The sequence below is a fragment of the Sandarakinorhabdus sp. genome (assembly GCF_051860625.1).
Taxonomy (GTDB): domain Bacteria; phylum Pseudomonadota; class Alphaproteobacteria; order Sphingomonadales; family Sphingomonadaceae; genus Sandarakinorhabdus.
In genome coordinates, this window is record NZ_JBHYDQ010000005.1 from 55,538 (window position 1) to 75,543 (window position 20,006).

The 20,006-nt window shown below is 65.3% G+C and carries 19 protein-coding genes; 13 read left to right on the forward strand and 6 right to left on the reverse strand.

The genetic code is table 11. The annotated features are described in order from the left end of the window. Positions 1–24 precede the first annotated feature (24 nt). The 6 genes from ACTIEZ_RS06430 to ACTIEZ_RS06455 all read left to right on the forward strand — a co-directional run bounded on the left by ACTIEZ_RS06430 (position 25) and on the right by ACTIEZ_RS06455 (position 8,542). Positions 25–2,826: a TonB-dependent receptor gene (locus tag ACTIEZ_RS06430; protein ID WP_439545837.1), complete on the forward strand. Its 2,802-nt coding sequence runs from the start codon at positions 25–27 to the stop codon at positions 2,824–2,826. Between the two features lie 29 nt (positions 2,827–2,855). Continuing rightward, complete coding sequence (locus ACTIEZ_RS06435) at positions 2,856–4,322, forward strand: phosphoesterase (RefSeq protein WP_439545838.1); 1,467 nt, start codon at positions 2,856–2,858, stop codon at positions 4,320–4,322. Positions 4,323–4,324: 2 nt separating this feature from the next. Continuing rightward, on the forward strand, positions 4,325–5,341 hold the full coding sequence (locus ACTIEZ_RS06440; protein ID WP_439545839.1) for a phytase: 1,017 nt from the start codon (positions 4,325–4,327) through the stop codon (positions 5,339–5,341). 65 nt (positions 5,342–5,406) lie between these two features. Continuing rightward, a complete protein-coding gene (locus ACTIEZ_RS06445; RefSeq protein ID WP_439545840.1) occupies positions 5,407–6,216 on the forward strand; it encodes an enoyl-CoA hydratase/isomerase family protein in 810 nt (269 codons plus the stop codon). After that, the gene (locus ACTIEZ_RS06450; protein WP_439545841.1) at positions 6,213–7,394 is read left to right on the forward strand and encodes an acyl-CoA dehydrogenase family protein; all 1,182 of its coding nucleotides are present in this window, start codon (positions 6,213–6,215) and stop codon (positions 7,392–7,394) included. Before ACTIEZ_RS06445 ends, ACTIEZ_RS06450 begins: the two co-directional genes overlap by 4 nt. Continuing rightward, positions 7,394–8,542, forward strand: coding sequence for an acyl-CoA dehydrogenase family protein (locus ACTIEZ_RS06455; RefSeq protein WP_439545842.1), 1,149 nt, complete (start codon positions 7,394–7,396; stop codon positions 8,540–8,542). The genes ACTIEZ_RS06450 and ACTIEZ_RS06455 overlap by 1 nt, the downstream gene beginning before the upstream one ends. On the opposite strand, the gene ACTIEZ_RS06460 is transcribed toward ACTIEZ_RS06455, so the two are convergent. Then, on the reverse strand, positions 8,537–9,208 hold the full coding sequence (locus ACTIEZ_RS06460) for a hypothetical protein (RefSeq protein WP_439545843.1): 672 nt from the start codon (positions 9,206–9,208) through the stop codon (positions 8,537–8,539). The two genes, ACTIEZ_RS06455 and ACTIEZ_RS06460, sit on opposite strands and share 6 nt — an antisense overlap. 80 nt (positions 9,209–9,288) lie before the next feature. On the opposite strand from ACTIEZ_RS06460, the gene serS reads away from it, so the two are divergent. Genes serS through ACTIEZ_RS06490 form a run of 6 tightly spaced genes read left to right on the forward strand, consistent with a single transcriptional unit; the run spans position 9,289 to position 15,827 of the window. Further along, on the forward strand, positions 9,289–10,566 hold the full coding sequence (serS, locus tag ACTIEZ_RS06465) for a serine--tRNA ligase (protein WP_439545844.1): 1,278 nt from the start codon (positions 9,289–9,291) through the stop codon (positions 10,564–10,566). Positions 10,567–10,568: 2 nt separating this feature from the next. Then, positions 10,569–11,345, forward strand: a complete 777-nt coding sequence (gene surE / locus ACTIEZ_RS06470) for a 5'/3'-nucleotidase SurE (protein WP_439545845.1) — start codon at positions 10,569–10,571, stop codon at positions 11,343–11,345. Further along, positions 11,345–12,244 carry a peptidoglycan DD-metalloendopeptidase family protein gene (locus ACTIEZ_RS06475; protein ID WP_439545846.1) on the forward strand — a complete coding sequence of 300 codons (900 nt, stop codon included), beginning with the start codon at positions 11,345–11,347 and terminating at the stop codon, positions 12,242–12,244. Before surE ends, ACTIEZ_RS06475 begins: the two co-directional genes overlap by 1 nt. 51 nt (positions 12,245–12,295) lie before the next feature. Then, positions 12,296–13,624, forward strand: a complete 1,329-nt coding sequence (gene rimO / locus ACTIEZ_RS06480; RefSeq protein WP_439545847.1) for a 30S ribosomal protein S12 methylthiotransferase RimO — start codon at positions 12,296–12,298, stop codon at positions 13,622–13,624. Further along, positions 13,621–14,997, forward strand: a complete 1,377-nt coding sequence (locus ACTIEZ_RS06485; RefSeq protein ID WP_439545848.1) for a leucyl aminopeptidase family protein — start codon at positions 13,621–13,623, stop codon at positions 14,995–14,997. The genes rimO and ACTIEZ_RS06485 overlap by 4 nt, the downstream gene beginning before the upstream one ends. Next, entirely contained in the window at positions 14,994–15,827 is an 834-nt protein-coding gene (locus ACTIEZ_RS06490) for a C40 family peptidase (RefSeq protein ID WP_439545849.1), read from the forward strand. Before ACTIEZ_RS06485 ends, ACTIEZ_RS06490 begins: the two co-directional genes overlap by 4 nt. A 33-nt stretch (positions 15,828–15,860) precedes the next feature. Here ACTIEZ_RS06490 and ACTIEZ_RS06495 read toward each other — a convergent pair whose 3' ends face one another. Further along, entirely contained in the window at positions 15,861–16,655 is a 795-nt protein-coding gene (locus ACTIEZ_RS06495) for a class I SAM-dependent methyltransferase (protein WP_439545850.1), read from the reverse strand. A 102-nt stretch (positions 16,656–16,757) separates the two neighbouring features. On the opposite strand from ACTIEZ_RS06495, the gene ACTIEZ_RS06500 reads away from it, so the two are divergent. Then, on the forward strand, positions 16,758–16,955 hold the full coding sequence (locus tag ACTIEZ_RS06500; protein WP_439545851.1) for a hypothetical protein: 198 nt from the start codon (positions 16,758–16,760) through the stop codon (positions 16,953–16,955). On the opposite strand, the gene ACTIEZ_RS06505 is transcribed toward ACTIEZ_RS06500, so the two are convergent. From ACTIEZ_RS06505 to ACTIEZ_RS06520, 4 genes are read right to left on the reverse strand one after another with little or no spacing between them, the layout of a single operon-like run. Further along, positions 16,942–17,349, reverse strand: coding sequence for an acyl-CoA thioesterase (locus tag ACTIEZ_RS06505; protein WP_439545852.1), 408 nt, complete (start codon positions 17,347–17,349; stop codon positions 16,942–16,944). The two genes, ACTIEZ_RS06500 and ACTIEZ_RS06505, sit on opposite strands and share 14 nt — an antisense overlap. Further along, positions 17,336–17,635, reverse strand: coding sequence for a hypothetical protein (locus tag ACTIEZ_RS06510; protein ID WP_439545853.1), 300 nt, complete (start codon positions 17,633–17,635; stop codon positions 17,336–17,338). Before ACTIEZ_RS06510 ends, ACTIEZ_RS06505 begins: the two co-directional genes overlap by 14 nt. Positions 17,636–17,640: 5 nt before the next feature. Then, a complete protein-coding gene (locus ACTIEZ_RS06515) occupies positions 17,641–17,847 on the reverse strand; it encodes a hypothetical protein (protein ID WP_439545854.1) in 207 nt (68 codons plus the stop codon). A 54-nt stretch (positions 17,848–17,901) separates the two neighbouring features. Next, positions 17,902–19,950, reverse strand: a complete 2,049-nt coding sequence (locus ACTIEZ_RS06520; RefSeq protein WP_439545855.1) for a S9 family peptidase — start codon at positions 19,948–19,950, stop codon at positions 17,902–17,904. Positions 19,951–20,006 lie beyond the last annotated feature (56 nt).

A 20,006-nucleotide genomic window follows, 5' to 3' on the forward strand; every position in this document is an offset into this window, starting at 1 on the left:
AGTTTAACTTTGGGGGAAACGGCAATGTACGGACGTGGTTTTGGCCTGGCGACGCCGGCCTGGGTCGTGGCAGTCGCCCTGCTGGCGACGCCAGTCGTTGCACAGACTGCGGCGCAAGGCAGCGGCGTTATCACTGGCCAGGTTTCGGCCGCCGACGGCTCGGCGTTGCCGGGTGCCGAAATCATCGTTCGCGAAACCGGACAGCGCACCAGCACGGACCGGCTGGGCCGGTTCCGCTTGTCCGGCGTGCCAACCGGTCAAGTCACTGTCGATATCGATTATCTCGGCTACGCCAATGGATCGCGGGAGGTGCAGGTCACGGCTGGTGCACCGGTTGCGGTGTCCATCACCCTCGATTCCCTTGAAGAAGCCGGGATGATCGTCGTGACCGGCGGCCTCATGGACCAGACCGCGCGCGCCTTGAACCAGCAACGCACGGCCGACAACACCACCAACGTGCTTTCCGCCGATGCCATCGGCCGCTTCCCTGACATCAACATCGCCGAAGCGCTGCAGCGCGTGCCCGGCATCGGTGTGGAGCGCGACCAGGGTGAAGGCAATTTCATCTCGATCCGCGGTGCGCCGTCTGAATTCTCGGCGGTGTCGATCGATGGTGTGATCGTGCCATCGTCCAGCCCCGATACCCGCGCGCTCGATCTCGGCACCTTCCTGTCCGATGTCGTCAAGCAGGTGGAAGTCAACAAGACGTTGCTGCCCTCTCAGGATGCCGATTCGATCGCCGGCTCTGTCAACCTTGTCACCCGTTCCCCATTCGACAATCCGCGCCTGCGCATTACCGGATCGGGCGGCGGCAGCTACAACGAACTGGGCGGCACCAGCGACTGGCGCACGCAGGGCGTTGTCTCGAACGTGTTCGGCAAGCTGGGCGTGCTGCTTTCGGGCAGCATATCGCAGACCGATCGCCGGCTCGACAATGTCGAAACGGTCTGGGACGTGGTGCAGCTTGCTGGTCAGGACCGCGTTGTTCCGGTGGAAAACGAATTCAAGGACTATGACACCCGCCGCCGCCGCGTGGCGCTGACCGGCGCATTCGAATATCAGCCCGACGATGCCAACAAGCTGTTCTTGCGCGGCACCTGGACGCGCCGCACCGACGATGAGTTCCGCAACCTGCTGGCGCTGGTGCTGACAGACGGTACGCTGAATGCCGGTTCCAGTGATCTGGTCGGGAGCTGGCGCAACACGCGCTATGCCAAGGAATTCCGTCACCGCATCGTGCGCGACACGGTGTTCACCACCTCCGCTGGCGGCGAACACCAGTTGGGCGACCGCACACGGCTCGATTACACGGTTGGTTACACGCGCAGCGAGCAGGACTATCCGATCCGCGCCCAGCTGCTGTTCCGATCGAATCTGCGGCCCACCATAGCTTATGACTATGCACAGAACCCGAATGAACCGGCCTTCTCGATCTTCGAGACGCGGGAACATCTCAACCTTGGCAGCTATAGCTTCCGGCAGAACACGTTCCGGGAACAGGATACCATCCTGAATGAATATGCCATCGGCGGAAATCTGCTACTGACCGAACGCAGCCTGTTCGGCGCGCGCGCCGAATTCCAGTTCGGCGCCAAGGCGCGGATCCGCGACGTGTTTGCCGACAACGAACAGTGGCGCGACCGGCGCGGCGCGGCTGCGCCCACCCTCAGCCTGCAGCAGTTGCTTTCCAACGATCCGTCCACCAATTTCGGCTATAATCTGGGCAACAAGTTCGACCGGACGCTGGGCACCCAGTATTTTGCCACCATTCGCAATACCTCGCAGGTGGATGGCACCTTGCGTGCGGAAAACTCCATCGTGTCCGATTATTCGGCCAATGAAGACATCATTGCCGGTTATGGGATGACCAAGCTGCTGTTCGACAAGGGCAGCCTGATCCTGGGTTTCCGCGTGGAGAACACGCGGTTCAGCGGTGAAGCCTTCCGGTTCGATCTGGTCGACGAAGTCGCCGTGCCGACCAGCGCTCGGCGGAGCTACACCAATTTCTTCCCCAACGTCACCGCCCGGTTCGAACTGGCGGAAGGCCTTGTTGCACGCGGTGCCATCACCGGCGGCGTTGCCCGGCCCAATTTCCGCGATGTCGTGCCGCGCGTCGAGGAAAACGACGAGACCGGCGGGAACTTCGTCGCCGTGTCGCGCGGCAATCCCGATCTGCGGGCAACTGTCTCCACCAACTTTGATGCCAGCCTGGAATATTATTTCCAGCAACTGGGCGTGGTGTCGGCCGGTGTGTTCTACAAGGATCTGAAGGATTATGAATTCGACATCGTGCGGTTCGGCCAGTTCAACGGCATGAACGCGCGGATCGCCGAAAAGGACAATGCCGACAGTGGTCGCATTATCGGCTTCGAACTGGCAGCGCAGGGCAATTTCACCTTCCTGCCCGGCTTCCTGAAGAATTTCGGCGCCTATGCCAACTACACCTTCTCTGATGCGAAGATCACGCTGCCGTCGGACGTACCCAATCGCACCGGTTCGGTGCGCCTGCCCAACCAGTCTCGCCACGTTTACAACATGGCGCTGTTCTATGAGGTCAAGGGCTTCAACGCTCGCCTCGCCTACACCGGCCGTTCGGATTATGTGGACGAATTCTTCGGTGATCCGCGTCTGGACAGCTTCTGGGAAGGCCGCGACCAGCTTGACGCAACATTCAGCGTGGACGTGACCAAGAACATCAACGTCTATTTCGAGGCCAAGAACCTCACCAACACCTTGGGTGTGCGTTACAATGGCATCCGGGCTCGCACGCAGGAAGTCGAGCAGTTCGGCCGCCTGTTCTTCCTTGGCGCCCGGGCCAACTTCTGATCCGATCCAATCGTTTGAAAGGGATGGCGATGCGCCGTGTCACGCTTGCGGCCATCGCCATGTTGTTGGCGGCGCCGGCCTTTGCCCATGGCAATCATGGTGGGCTGGCGGCGCAATATCACAACAAGCCGACGGCGGGCGCCGTGCCCGCCACCGGCCGGCAATGGCTGCCCGGTGATCACCATATCCATTCCGAATTCAGCGCCGATTATCAGGCCGATCCGGCCAGCCCGCAGACTGCGCCGATCCCGCTGCTCGGCAAGGATGGTCGCTATGCCATCGTCAAAAATGCCGAAATGGCGCGGCAGTTCGGCTTGCGCTGGATGGTGAGCACCGATCATGGCGGGCCGAACCATTCGAAACTGAACTACGAACAGGCCTGGCCCGAAGTGAACCGCGCCCGCACCGCCGTGCCGGAAATGCTGATTTTCTATGGCATGGAATTCGATACGCCGGCGGGCGATCACAGCAGCCTGATCATCCCGTTCACCGGCGACGAGCGCGACCAGTTGCGTGCCATCGAAGCTGGCTTTTCCAAGCGTGAACCCTGGCCGCGCGATCCGGCGTGGGACACCGAAGGCCGCATGATCGATGCGCTGAAACAGATGCGCGACCAGAAGGCGCCGCCGGTGCTGATCGCCAATCACCCCAGCCGTTCCGCCACCGGCCCTTTCACCTGGGGCCAATATACACCGGCCGAATTCCGCAACTGGAACGATACCGCGCCGCGCGTCGCGATCGGCATGGAAGGCGCGCCCGGCCACCAGGCCAGCGGCCTGAAACCGGGCGGCAGCCGCGGCGGCTATCGCAACAGCCCCACAATGGGCGGGTTCGACCAGATGACGGCGACGCTGGGCGGTTTCTGGGATTCGATGCTTGCCGAAGGCCGGCGCTGGTTTATCACGGCCACGTCCGACAGCCATGCCAACTGGCGCGACGGCGGCAATGATTTCTGGCCAGGCGAATATGCCAAGACCTATGTGCAGGCGCGGCCTGATCATGGCGACATCATCGATGGCCTGCGGTCGGGGCGCATTTTCGTCACCACCGGCGATCTGGTGTCCGAAGTGGACGTGATTGCCACCAGCGGCGCGCGCACGGCCGGCATCGGCGGCACGCTTATGGCCCGCAAGGGCCGCCCGGTGACGGTGACGATCCGCCTGCGCGATCCGGCCGCCGCCAATGCCGCCGGCAACACCCCCAGCGTGGCGCGCGTCGATCTGATCCTGGGGCCGATCACCGGCCCAGCCGCCAATCGCAGCACCGATCGGGCGCCGGGCACGGCGGTGGCCAAACGCTTCACCGCCGCTGATTGGCAGCGCGATGGGGAGATCATCACCATGGCCTGGCAACTGCCGCCGCTCAGCGGCCCGGCCTATCTGCGCGTGCGCGGCACCAGCACCGCCGAACTGGAGCCGACCGCCGACCCCAAGGGCGAGAATCCCTGGGATGACCTCTGGTTTTATGCCAACCCGATCTTCATAGTGGCAAAATGATCATGTCGCGCGCATCCGTTTTCCTCACCACGCTGCTGCTGGCGGCCTGCGCGCCGCCGGCGGTGGTGCCGCAGATCACCACCGTCAGCGTGACGGCAGACGGTGAAACCGTGCCGGTGGCGACCCTGGATGATGCCGCCGACGATCCGGCGATCTGGCGCAATGCCGCCGATCCCGCCGCCAGCCTGATTGTCGCCACCGACAAGAAGCGCGGCCTGCACGTCTATGGTCTGGATGGCGCCGAGCGTAGTTTCGTGGTGGCGGGGCGCGTCAACAATGTCGATCTGGCGACCACCCCGGCCGGCGTGATCGTGGCGGCCAGCGATCGCAATGATGATGCCAACGGCAAGATTGCGCTGTTCCGGCTCGACCCCGGCACAGCGCGGCTGCTGCCGCTGGGCGTTGTGCCCGCCGGCCCCGGCGAAGCCTATGGCATCTGCCTGTGGGCAACGCCGGGCGCGTTGACCGCCTTCGTGACGTTCAAGGAGGGCACTGTCCGCCAGATCGAGCTGGATGCGCCGGCCGCAACCGGGCGGATCGTGCGCACCATGAAACTGGGCAGCCAGCCCGAAGGCTGTGTGGTCGATGCGCGCACCGCCCGGCTGTATGTCGGGGAAGAAGATATCGGCATCTGGCGTTTCGATGCGCGCGCCGCCGCCGGGCCGAAAGGCACGCTGATCGCCCGCGTCGATGGCAAGCGGCTGTTCGATGATGTCGAAGGGCTGGCGATTGCCACCGAGGGCACGACGAACGGTGGCTATCTGGTGGCGTCTTCGCAGGGGGACAACGCCTTTGCCGTCTATCGCCTGTCCGATGAGCGCTATGTCGGCCGCTTCCGCATCGGCGATGGCCAATTCGGCGGCACGCAGGAAACCGACGGGATCGAGATCAACGCCGCCGATTTCGGCGCGGCCTACCCGGGCGGGTTGATGGTAGCGCAGGATGGCGACAACCAGCCGGCGCAGAATTTCAAGCTGGTCAGCTGGGCCAAGGTGAAGGCTGCGCTGAAGCTGCGCTAACTGCGCGTTTGACCCGCCGCGCGTCCTGCTTCACCTTGCGCAAAACAGCTTGGGGAGAGGCGGCGATGGCGCTGCTTGAGGGATATCAACGTTTCACCTTCGCGCGCGGGGGCTTCGGCCATGCACGCGTGCTTACGGCCACCATCACCGGCAACAATCCGGTCAACGGGGTCGATGAGCAGATGCACCATGAACTGGCGCGGGTGTTCACCGATCTGCAGCAGGACAAAGACAGCGATATCATCGTGTTGACCGGGGCGGGGCGCGCCTTTTGTGCTGGCGGCGATTTCGACTGGTTTGAAGAACAGATCGCCAATCCCGCCCAGTTTCGCGATATCGGCTGGGACGCCAAACGCATCGTCACCAGCCTGCTCGATATCGAAAAGCCGGTGATCTGCCGGATGAACGGCGCGGCTGCCGGGCTGGGCGCCACCATCGCCCTGCTGTGCGATATCATCGTGGCCGACGAAAATGCGGTGATCGGCGATCCGCATGTGAAGGTCGGGCTGGTGGCCGGCGATGGTGGCGCAGTGATCTGGCCACAATTGATCGGCTATGCCCGCGCCAAGGAATTTCTGATGACTGGCGATCTGATCAAGGCGCCGCGCGCCGAAGCGATGGGCCTGATCAACTACAGCGTGCCCGGCGATCAACTCGATGCCAAGGTGACCGAGATGGTCAGCAAATTGATGGGCAATCCGCGCTTTGCGGTGCGTTGGTCGAAAGTGGTGGCCAATCAGCCGCTGCGAGTGCTGGCGCAGCAGTTGATGGATGCCTCCATCCCCTATGAAACCCTGTCCAACCTGGCTGCCGATCGCGCCGAAGCCGTCCGGGCTTTTCGCGAACGCCGCGCACCGAATTTGACGGGCGAATGAGCGCGCCCGCCCTGCCACCGGTGACCTACACCGACGAGCCTGACCATGTCGGCCAGTTGCGCGACACGATCCGAAAGTTCGTCGCCGCCCATGCGCCGCGCGAAAAGCGCATCCAGTGGGACCGCGATCAGCGCTGGCCGCGCGATGTCTATGCCGAATTGAACAAGCTGGGGCTGACCGCGCTGACCGTGCCGGAGGAATTTGGCGGCGCTGGCCAGGATCTGGTCGCGGCCATCGCGGTGATCGAGGAATTGTCGCAGGCTGGGGCGTTTCTGGCCGGGCCCTATATTCACACCGCATTTTATGGCGGCATGAACCTGTCTGAAAACGGCAGCGCCGAACAGAAGGCCGAATTCCTGCCCCGGCTGGCCCGCGGCGAATTGTTCTTCGCCTATGGCCTGTCGGAGCCTGATGTGGGCGGCGATCTCGCCAGCGTCACCACCCGTGCGCGACTGGAGGGTGACGAGGTGGTGATCGACGGCGCCAAGCGCTGGTGCACCGGTGCCGACTGGTGCCATTATATCTATACGCTGGTGCGCTCCGGCCCTGCAGAGGACCGCTATCGCAACCTGTCGTTCGTGCTGATCCCTTGCCATGCGCCCGGCGTGCGGATGCAGGATATCCACCACGCCAACCTGCGCTACACCGCCAGCCAGGATGTGTATTTCGATGGCGTGCGGGTGCCGAAGGCCAATATCGTTGGCGGCGAAGCCATGTGGAACCAGGGCTGGAAACTGCTCGCCGGCCGCGCGCTGGATGTGGAGAAGCTGGAAATCACCGCGGTCGCCTTCGGCATCGCCCGCGCTGCGCTGGATGAAGCGTGGGATTATGCCCAAAGCCGCGTGCAGTTCGGCAAGGCGATCAGCCAGCATCAGGCCGTGCGCCACAAGTTGGTGGTGGCGCGCACCAAGCTGCAGGCGGCGCGGCACATGCTGTATCACGCGGCGTGGCTGGCCAATGAAGGCCGGCCGTGCAGCGCGGAAACCAGCATGGCGAAACTGTTTGTCGCCGACGTGGGCGTGGAGATCGCGCTGGCGTGCCAGCAGGTGATGGGCGCCTATGCGCTTTCGGACGCGTTCGACATGGAGCGCCATGTGCGTGATCTGCTCGGCATGCCGATCGTGGGCGGGTCCAGCGACATGCAGAAGAATAATCTGGCCGGCCTGTGGAAATTGTGATGGGCGCCCTCTCAGCCGCTCTCGCCCTTGCCCCCACCATCACCGCCCGCGCCGCCGATACCGAGCACGCGCGCCGCCTGCCGGCCGATCTGGCCACGGACCTGGCCCATGCCGGCCTGTTCCGGATGCTGGTTCCACGCGTGCTCGGCGGCAGCGAAACCAATGTGGCCACCATGTTTGCCACGTTGGAGGCCCTGGGACGCGCCGATGCGGCCACTGGCTGGTGCGTAATGATCGGCGGCACCACGGCGCTGCTGTCGGCGTGGCTGCCTGAAGACCATGCGCGGGAAATCTGGGCTGATCCCAACGTGATCACCGGCGGTGTGTTTGCGCCGATGGGCAAGGCGGCGGCCGACGGCGATCATTATGTCGTTTCTGGCCGCTGGGCCTGGGCATCGGGCAGCGCCAATTGCGCCTGGCTGCTCGGCGGCGCGGTGATCCTCGATGATGGCCAGTTGCGGCGACTGCCGAACGGCGCGCCCGATCACCGCATGATGGTGATGCGGCGCGATGATGTGGAACTGCTCGATACCTGGGATGCGCTGGGCATGCGCGGCACCGGTTCGGGCGACATGGCTGCCAGCGATGTGCGCGTGCCGCAGAGCCGCAGCGTGTCCTTCTTCACCGATACGCCCCGCCACGATGGGCCGCTGTATCGCTTTGCGCCGTTCGGCCTGCTGGCGCTCGGCATCGCGGCGGTGGCCAGCGGCAATGCGCTGGGTGCGCTCGATGATCTGAAGGCGCTGGCCACCGCGAAAAAGGGCCAGGGATCAAGCCGCACGCTGGCAGAACGCAGCGTGGTGCAGGCGGATTTCGCGGTGGCCCACGCCGATCTCGATGCCGCGCGCGCGCTGGTTCATGCCGAAATCGCCAGCGCCTGGGACCGGGTGACCGCCGGCGATACGCTCGATCTGCCGGCCCGCGCCCGGCTGCGATTGGCAGCGACACGGCTGACCCAGGTTTCGGCGCGGGTGGCGGCCAAGATGCACGAACTGGCCGGCGGCAGCTCGGTCTATGCCAGCCATCCACTGAACCGCCGCTTCCGCGATGCGCATGTCGCCACCCAGCATGTGATGGTGGCACCGCCCACGCTGGAACTGGCCGGGCGGGTGCTGCTCGGCCTGCCCACGGATGACATGCTGCTATAATCCGCGATTGGCGGGACGCACCTGCACGGTGACAGGCCCGGCCGGGACATCGGTGATCGTGCTGGCAAAGGCCAGACGTTGATCGGGGGCAATCATCGCGGCCGGCGGCGGGATCGTCCAGTCCCGCACCGCTTCACCGCCCACCAGCATCTGCGCATGCAGCGCCGGGACGGCAACGGAACGGCGGCCGGGGTTGGCGATGGTGCCGGTCACTTCCAGGATGGCGCTGCGGCCGGGCAGGCTGGTCTTGCGCGCGGTAACCGCCACATCGAGCCGCGGCGGCGGCGGTGCAACTTGCGCCAGCAGATCGCCGACACCGGGCAAGGATTCGGGATCGATGCGGCCAATCCACAGCCCAACCGACGCGGTGGTCAACGCCGCGCCCAGCACGATCGCCAGCAGCCATTTGCCCCATTGCGGCCGATCGGGATCGGGCTGCGGCGCGGCGTCTTCGGGGTCTGGCGCGGTTTGCGGATCAGGCTCCGGCGGCGGGTTGCGGGCGGCGCGCACCTCCTCCTGCACGGCGGCGACCGCCTCATCCTCGTCAATCTCTTCGCCCGGCACCCAGCGCAGGTTGCAATCGGCGCATTTCAGCCTGGCCCGGCGCATGACGACGCCGATCTCCAGACGATATTGGGCGGCGCATTGGGGACAGGTGACGATCACGCTGCCACCATAGGACAAAGCCGCGTGGATAAGGAAGCGCCGGCTTGCAGGCTGGGCGCGAGGCGGGCAAAGGCAGAGGCATGCACGATATAAAGTTTCTGCGCGCCGACCCGGAAGGCTTTGCGGCGGCCCTCGCCCGGCGCGGCGTGACCGACGCTGCATCGGCCCTGCTGGCGGCTGATACGGCATGGCGCAGTGCGGAAACCGCGCTGCAGGAGGCATTGGCCCGCCGCAATGCCCTGTCGAAGGACATCGGCGCCGCCATGGCCGCGAAGGACGGCGCCCGTGCCGACACGCTGAAGGCCGAAGTCGCGGCGTTGAAGGAAACCATGGCGGGTCTGGAAGAGACTGCACGCACCGCATCGGTGGCCGCGGATGCGGGCCTGGCATCGCTGCCCAATCTGCCGGCCGCCGACGTGCCCGATGGCGTGGACGAGCATGGCAATATCGAAGTGCTGCGCTGGGGGACCCCGCGCGCTTTCGATTTTCAGCCACTGGAGCATGACATCGTTGCAGCGAAACTGGGCTATGATCCCGAAGCGGCGGCGCGTGTGGCCGGGGCGCGCTTTGCCGTGCTGAAAGGTCCGCTCGCCCGGCTGCAACGCGCACTCGGCCAGTATATGATCGACGTGCAGACGGGGGCGCATGGCTATAGCGAAACCTATGCGCCGCTGCTGGTCGGGCGGGATGCCGCTTATGGTGCGGGTCAATTGCCCAAGTTCGAGGACGATCTCTTCAAGACCACCGACGGCCGCTACCTGATCCCCACCGCCGAAATGAGCCTGACCAATCTGGTGGCCGGCCAGATCATCGACGCCGCCGACCTGCCGATCCGCATGACCGCGCTGACCCCCTGTTTCCGCAGCGAAGCCGGCAGCGCCGGGCGCGACACGCGCGGCCTCATTCGCCAGCACCAGTTCGAAAAATGCGAGCTGGTGACAATCTGCACGCCCGAACAGGCCGAGGCCGAGCACGCGCACATGCTGGCCAGCGCCGAAGCCATCTTGCAGGCGCTGGAATTGCCCTATCGCCGCATGCTGCTGTGCGCCGGGGACATGGGCTTTTCAGCCCGGAAGACCTATGATCTGGAGGTCTGGCTACCCGGCCAAAATAGCTATCGCGAAATCTCGTCCGTGTCCGATTGCGGTGATTTCCAGGGCCGGCGCATGAACGCCCGTTGGAAAGTCGCTGGCGAAAAAGGCAGCCGCGGCCCGGTCAATACCTTGAACGGCTCCGGGCTGGCGGTTGGTCGCACCCTGGTTGCCGTGATTGAAAATTATCAGCAAGTCGATGGCAGTGTCATCATTCCGGCGGTGCTGCAGCCCTACATGGCCGGCATTACCCGGCTGGAGCCTTGATTATGCGTATATTGGTTACGAACGACGATGGCATCAACGCCCCCGGCCTGGTCGCGCTGGAGGCCATCGCTGCCGAATTGTCGGATGATGTCTGGGTGGTCGCCCCGGCCGAGGAACAGTCCGGCGCCGGGCACAGCCTGACGCTGAGCCAGCCGGTGCGGCTGCGCGAAATCGCACCGCGGCGCTTTGCCGTGCGCGGCACCCCCACCGATTGCGTGATGCTGGCGCTGGGTGCGGTGCTGGAAGATCACAAGCCCGATCTGATCCTGTCCGGCGTCAACCGCGGCGGCAATCTGGCCGAAGATGTCACCTACAGCGGCACCGTGTCGGCTGCGATGGAAGGCTGCCTGGCCGGCATCCGTTCCATCGCGCTGTCGCAGGTGATGTCCGATTACACCGCCGGCATGGAGGATTTCACCACCGCAACGGCACATGGGGCGGGCATCATCCGCCGCGTGGCCGACACGGAATGGCCGGAGGGCGTGCTGATCAACATCAATTTCCCGCCGGTCGCCGCCGATGCCGTGGCCGGCGTGCGCGTGACCGAGCAGGGTTTCCGCGATTACGGCAATATCCACCTGGTCAAACGCACCGATCCGCGCGGCTTTCCCTATTACTGGCATGGGTTCGGCAAGGAAAAGCCAGCGCCTGGCCATGAAACCGATCTGAAGGCGATGCACGAAGCCTGTATTTCGGTGACGCCGCTGCATCTGGACATGACGCATTATCATTCGCTGGCCCGGTTGAAATCCGCATTGGCGGATCTGGCCGAACGCTGATGCGGGCCGCCGGCGCCCCGGCCCTTCTGTTGCTGGTCGTGCTGGCCGGCTGTTCCAGCAGCCCGCGCTCGCCATCGTTGCGCTCGACGATCCGGGTTGTACCGCCGCCGGCCCCGGCGCCGGCGCCGAAACGCACCGATTGGGTGGCGCGCAAGGTGGTGCCGGGCGCTGTCGTGACGCCGCAAGGGCGGTTCCATATCGTCAAGCAGGGCGAAACCGGCATCGCGATCGCGCGCGCCTATGGAGTGCCGTGGCGGGAAGTGGTGGCGCTGAACCGATTGTCGGAGCCTTATGTGATCCGCGTCGGCCAGCGCCTGCGGCTGCCCGGCCCGGGCACGGCACCAGCGCCGCCGGCCGCGCCGCCCACCGCCGCCAGCCTGGAAGAACGCGCCCGCGCCTTTGCGCTGAATATCGATGATGTGGTGACCGGCGGCCAGCCCGCCGCGCCCCGCCCCGCCCGGCCGGCCCCCGCCACGGTGGAAGAGCCGCCGACCCCGCTGCCCGCCGTCACCGGCAGCGCCCCAGCCTTTCGTTGGCCGTTGCCCGGCCGGATCATCTCCGGCTTCGGCCCCAAAGCCGGCGGGCGCTTCAACGATGGCGTCAATCTGAAGGCCAGTGCCGGCGAACCGGTGCGCGCGGCCGGGGACGGCGTGGTGGCCTATGCCGGCGATGCCATTCCGGGCTTCGGCAATCTGTTGCTGGTGAAACATGCCGGCGGCTGGGTATCGGCCTATGGCCATAACGAGGCGCTGCTGGTGGCGCGCGGCGCTCGCGTGAAGGCTGGCGAAGTCATCGCGCGGGCCGGCCAGACCGGCGCGGTTGCCGAACCGCAACTGCATTTCGAACTGCGCCGCGGCCGCGCGCCGGTGGATCCGGCCAAGGTGATTGGCGGGCGTTAGCATGACGTGTCACACTTGCGTCGCGCCGGATTCCAGTTCAGGGGCCGCGCCATGAACGACAGCATCGCCACGGCGCCGCGGGTCGGCATGGTGTCGCTGGGCTGCCCCAAGGCATTGGTCGATTCCGAACGCATCCTCACCCAGTTGCGCAGCGACGGCTATGCCCTGTCGGGCGATTATGCCGGCGCCGATGTGGTGATCGTCAACACCTGCGGGTTCCTGGATTCGGCCAAGGCCGAAAGCCTGGAAGCCATTGGCGAAGCCATCGCCGAAAACGGCCGGGTGATCGTGACCGGCTGCATGGGCCATGAGGCCGACGCCATCCGCGCCCGCTTCCCGGCGGTGCTGGCCGTGACCGGGCCGCAGCAATATGATCAAGTGGTCAGCGCCGTGCACGATGCCGCGCCGCCGGTTCGCAGCGCCTATGTCGATCTGGTGCCCGACCTCGGCCTGAAGCTGACGCCGCGCCATTATGCCTATGTGAAAATTTCCGAAGGCTGCAATCACACATGCGCCTTCTGCATCATCCCTGATCTGCGTGGGCGCCTCGTCAGCCGCCCGCCGGCCGCCATCATCCGCGAAGCCGCTGCGCTGGTGAACAGCGGCGCGAAGGAACTGCTGGTGATCAGCCAGGATACCTCGGCCTATGGTGTCGATCTCAAGCACGCCCGGTCGTCGCTGGGCGGGGTGGATCGGCGCGCGCACATCACCGATCTGGCGCGCGAGCTCGGCGAACTCGGCGCCTGGGTGCGGCTGCATTATGTGTACCCATATCCGCACGTCGATGATCTGATGCCATTGATGGCCGACGGGCTGGTGCTGCCCTATCTCGACATTCCGTTCCAGCATGCGTCGCCTGCGGTGCTGAAGGCGATGAAGCGTCCGGCCAACGAAGCCAAGGTGCTGGAGCGTATCGCCAAGTGGCGCGGGCTGGTGCCCGATCTTGCCATCCGCTCCACCTTCATCGTCGGCTTTCCCGGCGAGACCGAGGAAGATTTCCAGTATCTGCTCGATTGGCTGCAACAGGCGCAGATCGACCGCGCCGGCTGTTTCAAATATGAAGCGGTGGACGGCGCGCGCGCCAATGCCCTGCCGGGCGCGGTGCCGGAGGATGTGAAGGAAGAGCGCTGGCATCGCTTCATGGCGGTGCAGAGCGCGATTTCCGAAGCGCGGCTGGCGCAGAAGATCGGCCGCACGCTGGATGTGCTGATCGACGAGGTTGACGACGAAGGCGGTGCGTCGGGCCGCAGCAAATATGACGCGCCGGAAATCGACGGCATGGTGCATCTGCGCGATTGCAGCGGCGTGGCCCAAGGCGACATCATTTCGGTGCGCATCGAAGATGCCGACGAGGTCGATCTGTTCGGGGTACCGGCATGACCGATTTTGCCGCGATGTTGGCCCCGGCCGATGGCCAGCCGGCAGTGCCGTTGATCCCGCTGGCGGCCGATCAGTTGGCAGCATGGCTGGCAGGTCAGGGCGAGCGGGTGCGCACTGGCGTGGCCGCGCAAGGCTTCAAGGCGGCGGCTGATCAGGTGGCGATGATCGCTGGCGATGGCCCGTCCGACTGGCTGGCGCTGGCCGGGGTGGCGACTGGCGCGCTGGGGCCGTGGGCACTGGCTGCGGCGGCACAGAAATTGCCGCCCGGCCGCTATGCGCTGGCCGGCGAATTGGGCCAGGCCGGGCTGGGCTGGTGCCTCGCCCAGCATCGCTTCACCCGCTATCGCCGCGCCGAACCGGTGGCCCCGCGCGTGCTGACCACAACCAGCCTGGCCGCGATTCACGCCGCCGTGCCGGAGGCCGAAGCCGTGGCGCTGGTGCGCGACCTGATCGACACGCCGGCAGGCGACCTGACCCCGGCCGATCTGGCGCAGGCGGTGATCGACATCGCACGTCCCTTCGGCGCCGATGTGCGCGTGGTGACTGGCGAGGCGCTGCTGTCGGAGAATTTCCCGGCCATCCACGCCGTCGGCCGCGCCGCCAGCGCTGCGCCGCGCCTGATCGAGCTGTATTGGGGCGATGCGGCCCACCCGCGCCTGGCCATCATCGGCAAGGGCATCACTTTCGACAGCGGCGGGCTGAACATCAAGCCGACCAGCGGCATGGCCAACATGAAGAAGGACATGGGCGGCGCCGCGCATGCGCTTGCACTGGCCCGGCTGGTGATGCAGGCGGGCCTGCGCGTGCGGCTGCATATGCTGATCCCGGCGGCGGAAAATGCCATATCCGGCAATGCGTTCCGGCCCGGTGACATCATCGCGACGCGCGCTGGCAAGACGGTGGAGATCACCAACACCGATGCCGAAGGCCGGCTGGTGCTGTGCGATTGCCTGGCGCTCGCCGCCGAGCACAGCCCGGAATTGATGATCGATTTCGCCACGCTCACCGGCGCGGCGCGGGTGGCGCTGGGGCCGCAATTGCCGGCGCTGTTCGCCAATGATGATGCGCTGGCCAGCGAATATCTGGCCGCGGGCGCCAGTGTTGGCGATCCATTGTGGCGGCTGCCGCTGTGGGCGCCCTATCAGGACATGCTGAAATCCGAAGTCGCCGACATGGTCAACAGCGCCGATGGCGGCTTTGCCGGCGCGATCACTGCGGCGTTGTTCCTCGAACGCTTCGTGCCGGCGGGCCTGCCATGGCTGCATCTGGATACCTTCGCCTGGACGCCGGCCGCCAAGCCCGGCCGGCCCAAGGGCGGCGAGGCGCTGGGGCTGCGCGCCGCCTGGGCGATGTTGCGCAGCCGTTATCAATGAGCTGGGTGCTGAAAGGCCCGGCGCAACGCTTCGAGCCGCGCGAATGGTTCGCCGGGCCGGAGCATGTCGAACTGGCGCTGGCCGGCGACATTGCTGCGGTGCGTTTCGTCGAGCCGCGGTCTTTGGTGTGCACCGTGCCGCGCGTGATGCTGCGCAAGGGGCCTGGCGCACACGTCGAGGCGGTGAGCGAATTGCTGTTCGGTGAGACGTTCGAGATCGTCGATGTGAAGGACGGCCATGCGCTCGGCCGCTGCAGCCAGGATCGCTATGTCGGCTGGGCGCCATTCGACGCGCTGGCACTGCCCGGTTCAGCGCCCACCCATATGGTCACGACGCGGCAAGCCCTGGTGTTTGCCAGCCCCAGCATCAAGGCGCCGGTGCTGATGGCGCTGCCACACGGCGCGCGGCTGACCGGCCAGAGCGACGGCAATTTCCTGGCACTGGCTGGCGACGGCTTCGTCCATCGCCGCCATGTCGAGGCTGCCCCGGCCAACCGTTTTGCGGCAGCCGCGCTGTTCATGGGTGCGCCCTATCTGTGGGGCGGCCGCACGCCCGATGGGGTCGATTGTTCGGGCCTGGTGCAGGCCGCGCTGGCCGCCGAAGGCATATCACTGCGTCGCGACACCGATCTGCAACTGGAACAGGGTGAGGCGGTCGAATTTACCGCCCGCACCGCCGGGGATCTGGTGTTTTTCCCCGGCCATGTCGGGCTGCTGCTGGCGGATGACCAACTCTGCCACGCCAATGCGCACTGGATGGCGGTGGTGATCGAGCCGCTCAGTGATGTGATTGCGCGCGGCAGTGCGGTGACCGGCGTGCGCCGGTTCTAACCCCTCTCCCTGCTGGGGGAGAGGGGTTTCACATCAAGGCTTCATGAACTTCAGCGTCATGCGGTCGCTCTCACCGATCGCGGCATATTTCGCCCGGTCCGTGTCGCCCTCGGTGAAAGTCGGCGGCAGGGTCCACACGCCCTTGGGATAATCCTTGGTGTCCTTCGGATTGGCATTCACTTCCGAGGATCCGACCAGCTTGAAGCCGGCCTTTTCCGCCAGCATCCGCACATGGCTCGCCTTCATGTAGCCGCTCTTCTTCTGGTCGGCGTCGGGGCGGGCTTCGGGCAGGCGGTGCTCGACCACGCCCAGCGTGCCGCCCGGCTTCAGCGCCTTGAAGAAGGCGTTGAACGCCTCCTGATCCCAATCGCCCATGTGCCAATTATGCACGTTGCGGAAGGTCAGCACGACATCGGCGCTGCCCGGCGCGACGATATCGGCCACGCCCTTGCCGAAGGTGCCAATGCCGATGTCGCCGTAGATCGCCTTGTCGGCATATTTGGCCTTGAAGGATTCAACGCTCTTGGCGGCGTTCACCGATGCCAGCGGGTTGGCGAGGCCGGCGACATATTTGCCGTTACCCTTCATCGCCGGCGCGAGGATTTCGGTGTACCAGCCGCCGCCCGGCGACACTTCCACCACCGTCTGGCCCGGCTTCACGCCGAAGAAGGCCAGGGTTTCGGCTGGATTGCGATACTGGTCGCGGGCCTTGTCGGCAGGCTTGCGCCACGGGCCGGCAATGGCGGCATCAAAGGGGCCAGCGGCAATGGCCGGCGCGGACACAGCAGCAACAGCAAGGGCAGTGGCAAATGCGATGGAACGGATCATGAGTCGTCTCCCCGAAAAATTACCGTGATGGGTAAACCTGTGGTCATAGCCCTGCAAGGCGCATCATTGCGCTGCGCTGAACCGACTGCCAAAGCGCGGCCGATGGACGCGCAAACCACCTGGATCATGCTGGCCGCCGGGCTGGTGGCTGCGGTGATCGGCGCCATCGGCGGGCTGGCGCGCGATCGGGCGCCGCTGGCCTGGCATGCCTATCTGCCGTGGAATGGCATGGCGTTCGGCGGCGTCGCCATCGCGCTGGTGGCGGCCGTGCATCTGGCCACGCTGTTCAGGGCCGCATGAACGGCGCTGCAATTTCGGGCCGCACCCGCGCCAGCCGGCCGCTGGCGCGGTCGAGAATCGCCCACGTCGTCACCGCCTTCACTCGCAACTGTCCCTCGGCGCCGCTGATGTCCACATAGCGATCAAAGCGCGCGCCCTTGGGCTCACCGACCCAGGTGGTCAGCGTCAGCGTCTCGCCCAGCAAGGTCGGGCGCAGATAATCAATCTCGTGACGCGTCACCACCCACACATAGGCCGCGAGATGTTCGGGCGCCGCCACCGCGCTCCAATGCGCCGTCGCCACATCCTGAATCCAGCGCAAATAGACCGCATTGTTGACATGGCCGAGTTCATCGATGTCGGCCGCGCCCGCGGTGACATTCAGCCGAAAGACCGGCCGGTCAGCGCTGTTCATTGCGGAAATAAAAACCGATGACCAAGGTGACCACTGGCAGCAACACCTGGGCCACGACCGCCAACATGGCTTTCGACACCTCCACCCACAGCGCGCCCTGCCACAGGGCAAGCACCGGCGTCGCAACCAGCACGATCAGGATCGAGCCCGCGAACAGCCTGAGGGTGAGTTTCGCAATCCAGCTCCGGTCTTCGTCAACGCGCGGCTGCGTGGATTGCGCGATGGCCTGTGCCCGCGCGCGCAGCTGCGAGAGATCGGCTTCCAGATCAGATAATTCTGCGGTCAACGCGTTTACCGCGGAATGCCGTCAAGCCGTTGGCTCAGCATTCTGGCTTCATCGCGCAGTGTCTGCACTTCCTTGACCAGCATTTTGCGGTGGTCATTGTCTTCCGGCAGGGCGCGTGCCTCTTCAAGTTTGGCCTGCGCCCGGCCAATGACTTCCAGGATGATGGTGCTAACGGTGTTGGCCTGGATCGCCTGATTGAGATTGGCTGCCATCGACTGCTCCTTGACCTGAATATATATCGTTTGGCGCGGGCATCGACAAGGCGGCTATTTGACGGCCAGCCCGAACTGTTCGAGGATGAAGGCATATTCCTCCGCCAACTCCTCAAGCGCGGCAAAGCGCCCGGATTTGCCGCCATGGCCGGCGCCCATGTTGGTCTTGAAGATCAGCGGGTTGTTGTCGGTCTTGGTCACCCGCAGTTTCGCCACCCACTTCGCCGGCTCCCAATAGGTGACGCGCGGGTCATTCAGCCCGGCGGTGACCATCAGCGGCGGATAGGCCTGGGGCCGCACCTGATCATAAGGCGAATAGCTGCGGATCAGTTCGAAATCAGCCAGGGAAGTAATCGGGTTGCCCCATTCCGGCCACTCGCCCGGCGTCAGCGGCAGGCTGTCATCCAACATGGTGTTCAGCACATCGACGAACGGCACATGCGCGACCACCGCGCGGAACAGCTCGGGCGCCTGGTTGACAATGGCGCCCATCAATTCGCCGCCGGCCGAGCCGCCACTGGCCGAGATCATGCCCGGCGCCGCCCAGCCGGCCGCGTTCAGGCCGCGCGCCGCATCGACGAAATCGTTGAACGTGTTGGTGCGCTTGGCCAATTTGCCATCCAGATACCATTGATAGCCCAGATCATCACCGCCCCTGATCTGCGCGATGGCAAAGGCCATGCCGCGGTCCAGCAGGCTCAGCCGGTTCGCCGAAAAGCTCGGCATCATCGGGATGCCATAGGCGCCATAGCCATAAAGATGCAGCTTGCCGGTGCCGTCCGGCTTGAAGCCCTTTTTAAACACGATTGCCACCGGCACCTTCGCGCCGTCGCGCGCCGTCACCCAGATGCGCTGGCTTTCATATTGGCTGGGGTCATAGCCCGAAGGCACATCCTGCACCTTGCGGTTGATCAGCTTCGCCGCCTTGACGTCATAGTCAAACACGGTGGCCGGCGTGACCATGGAGGCATAGCTCAGCCGCAGCAGCGGCGCGTCCGGCTCCAGATTGCTGCCCAGCCCGGCGGTGAACGCTGCTTCGGCAAAGGGAATGGCGGTCTCGCTGCCATCATCGCGGCGCAGCACGATGCGGTCCAGCCCGTCGCGGCGGCCCTGAATGGCGAGGTAAGACGTGAACGCCGCCAGCCCGATGATATAGTCGCGATCGCTACCGGCAATCAGCGTCTGCCAGTCGCCCGGCCTGGCGATGCTGGCGGTCGCGACGCGGAAATTCACGTGCTCATCGTTGGTGCGGATGAACAGCGTATCGCCCCGCACATCGACATCATAAGCCACGCCCGCCTGCCGGCTGCGCACCAGCAGCGGCGCGGCCGTCGGATTGCCGGCCGGCACCAGCCGCACTTCGCTGGTCACGTGATCCGATGTGCTGATGATGATCCACTGGCCGTCCTGGCTCTTGCCGACACTGACCCCGAAGCCCTTGTCCTCCGTTTCCTCATACAGCACGCGGTCCTCGCCAGTTTGGCCGAGCACATGCAGCCGCGCCTTGATGCGCCGCCAATTGTCGTTGACCTCGGTCCACACGATGGCACTGGAATCGGCCGTCCACACGATGCCGCCGACGCTGACCTTGGTCACCGTTTCGATATCGGCGCCGCTCGCGATGTCGCGGATGCGGATGGTGAAGCGCTCGCTGCCGTCGCTGTCGGTGGCATAGGCGATCAGCCGGCCATCCGGGCTGACGCTCTGCGTGCCCAGCCGGAAATAATCATGGCCCTTGGCCAGTTCCGGTTCGGCCAGCAGCACCTGCTCGGCACCGCCGGCTTTGGGTCGGCGCAGCCAGGTGCGATATTGATCGCCCGGCTGGAACTGCCACCAATATTCGAAATCGCCATTGGGCACCGGCACCGAGGCATCATCCTGCTTCACCCGGCCCTTTAACTCGTCGTAGATGCGGTCCTTCAGCCCGGCGATCGGCGCCATGTGCGCCTCGTACCAGGCGTTTTCGGCCTTCAGATAGGCCAGCACATCGGCATCATCGACCTTGGGATAGCCGGGGTCCTTCAGCCAGTTGTACGGGTCTTCCACGGTGATGCCGTGATGGGTGAAGCTGTGCGGGCGGGTCGGGGCAATCGGAGGGTTCATTGGAGGTGGCTGCATCTGGGCAAGGCTTCCGGAAGCGAGGAGGAAAGAAACAAGGG

Bases quoted from the DNA above. Each gene is read 5' to 3' on its own strand.
- ACTIEZ_RS06430 (WP_439545837.1), top strand. From the start codon at position 25: ATGTACGGACGTGGTTTTGGCCTGGCGACGCCGGCCTGGGTCGTGGCA.
- ACTIEZ_RS06435 (WP_439545838.1), top strand. From the start codon at position 2,856: ATGCGCCGTGTCACGCTTGCGGCCATCGCCATGTTGTTGGCGGCGCCG.
- ACTIEZ_RS06440 (WP_439545839.1), top strand. From the start codon at position 4,325: ATGTCGCGCGCATCCGTTTTCCTCACCACGCTGCTGCTGGCGGCCTGC.
- ACTIEZ_RS06445 (WP_439545840.1), top strand. From the start codon at position 5,407: ATGGCGCTGCTTGAGGGATATCAACGTTTCACCTTCGCGCGCGGGGGC.
- ACTIEZ_RS06450 (WP_439545841.1), top strand. From the start codon at position 6,213: ATGAGCGCGCCCGCCCTGCCACCGGTGACCTACACCGACGAGCCTGAC.
- ACTIEZ_RS06455 (WP_439545842.1), top strand. From the start codon at position 7,394: ATGGGCGCCCTCTCAGCCGCTCTCGCCCTTGCCCCCACCATCACCGCC.
- serS (WP_439545844.1), top strand. From the start codon at position 9,289: ATGCACGATATAAAGTTTCTGCGCGCCGACCCGGAAGGCTTTGCGGCG.
- surE (WP_439545845.1), top strand. From the start codon at position 10,569: ATGCGTATATTGGTTACGAACGACGATGGCATCAACGCCCCCGGCCTG.
- ACTIEZ_RS06475 (WP_439545846.1), top strand. From the start codon at position 11,345: ATGCGGGCCGCCGGCGCCCCGGCCCTTCTGTTGCTGGTCGTGCTGGCC.
- rimO (WP_439545847.1), top strand. From the start codon at position 12,296: ATGAACGACAGCATCGCCACGGCGCCGCGGGTCGGCATGGTGTCGCTG.
- ACTIEZ_RS06485 (WP_439545848.1), top strand. From the start codon at position 13,621: ATGACCGATTTTGCCGCGATGTTGGCCCCGGCCGATGGCCAGCCGGCA.
- ACTIEZ_RS06490 (WP_439545849.1), top strand. From the start codon at position 14,994: ATGAGCTGGGTGCTGAAAGGCCCGGCGCAACGCTTCGAGCCGCGCGAA.
- ACTIEZ_RS06495 (WP_439545850.1), bottom strand. From the start codon at position 16,655: ATGATCCGTTCCATCGCATTTGCCACTGCCCTTGCTGTTGCTGCTGTG.
- ACTIEZ_RS06500 (WP_439545851.1), top strand. From the start codon at position 16,758: ATGGACGCGCAAACCACCTGGATCATGCTGGCCGCCGGGCTGGTGGCT.
- ACTIEZ_RS06505 (WP_439545852.1), bottom strand. From the start codon at position 17,349: ATGAACAGCGCTGACCGGCCGGTCTTTCGGCTGAATGTCACCGCGGGC.
- ACTIEZ_RS06515 (WP_439545854.1), bottom strand. From the start codon at position 17,847: ATGGCAGCCAATCTCAATCAGGCGATCCAGGCCAACACCGTTAGCACC.
- ACTIEZ_RS06520 (WP_439545855.1), bottom strand. From the start codon at position 19,950: ATGAACCCTCCGATTGCCCCGACCCGCCCGCACAGCTTCACCCATCAC.